Annotated in this window: 1 protein-coding gene and 1 pseudogene; both read right to left on the bottom strand. The window is 67.4% G+C overall.

Going from position 1 to position 1,042, the window contains the following annotated elements; translation table 11 throughout:
• Nucleotides 1-725, bottom strand: a 725-nt coding sequence (locus U9980_RS28220) for an SDR family oxidoreductase (RefSeq protein ID WP_322770708.1), incomplete at its 3' end; no start/stop codon positions are given.
• Nucleotides 725-1,042: pseudogene (locus tag U9980_RS28225) on the bottom strand (transposase); the annotation flags it as partial. The pseudogene U9980_RS28225 and the gene U9980_RS28220, both read right to left, overlap by 1 nt.

The following is a 1,042-nucleotide window of genomic DNA, read 5'->3' on the forward strand; positions in this document are numbered from 1 at the left end:
CCGTTCACCCAGCTCGCCCGGTCGGACAGCAGAAAGGTCACCACGTCCGCGACCTCGTCGACGGTCCCCAGCCGATGCGTCGGAAAATCCCGCCGAACAAACTCGTTGAAATCATCCGGGTGCTGTTGGGAGTACCCGTCCCAGCCACCTCCGGGAAAGAGAACAGAACCCGGGCTCACCGCGTTGACCCGCACGTGCAAGGGCGCCAGCTCTCGCGCGAAGGCCGACGCCAGATAGATCTCCGCGGCCTTGGCCGCGCCGTACTGCGCCCGCGGCGACGGCTTCGATGCCGAAATCGACGAGACGATGACAATAGACCCGCCACCATTGTTCTTCATGTGCGGGACGGCGGCCCGGATTGCCCGGACGGCATGTCCGGCGTTGAGCTCGAACGTCTGCGCCCAATCGTCAGAAGTGGAGTCGAGAAGATCCCCACCGACGGTGCCGCCGACATTCGCGACAAGCAGATCGACTCCGCCGAGGGATTCGGCGGCGGCATCGACGAAGCGTTCGACCTCGCCCGGCCTGGTCACGTCGGCCACGAAGCTGAAAGCGTCGGACCCGGCGCGGTGGAGGTCCGCCGTCGCGTGGGCAAGGGCGTCGGGATCGCGTCCGCAGATCCCCACCCGGCAGCCCTCGGCTGACAGGCGGGAGGTGATCGCGTGCCCGATGCCGCGGGAACCCCCGGTGACGAGCGCGACCTTACCGTCCAGATGAAGATCCACTAGAGTGTGTCCGTCCGTCGATCCTGTACTGACCCGGTCTCGGTTTCGGTAGCGTTCAGCCCCGCGCCACGAAGTTGGCGGGCGAGGTTTGCCTGGCGCTCGCGCAGGTCTCGGACCGAGGGCATGGCTTGGTAGGGCTGCATCTCGCGCACGACCTCACCCGTGCGGCGAATGATCAGATCCACCGGGCGCTGTGTCGCGCAGATCTCCAGAGCCTCCGCGGTCACCGCACACGCCCTGTCTGGCTCGTTTTGCCGCACTGCGGCGAGCGCGAGGTCGACGCGGGCCAAGGCCCGTGCGACCGGCCAGTTCACCGC

It is taken from the genome of Protofrankia sp. Cr1 (genome assembly GCF_963555865.1).
Lineage (GTDB): Bacteria > Actinomycetota > Actinomycetes > Frankiales > Frankiaceae > Protofrankia.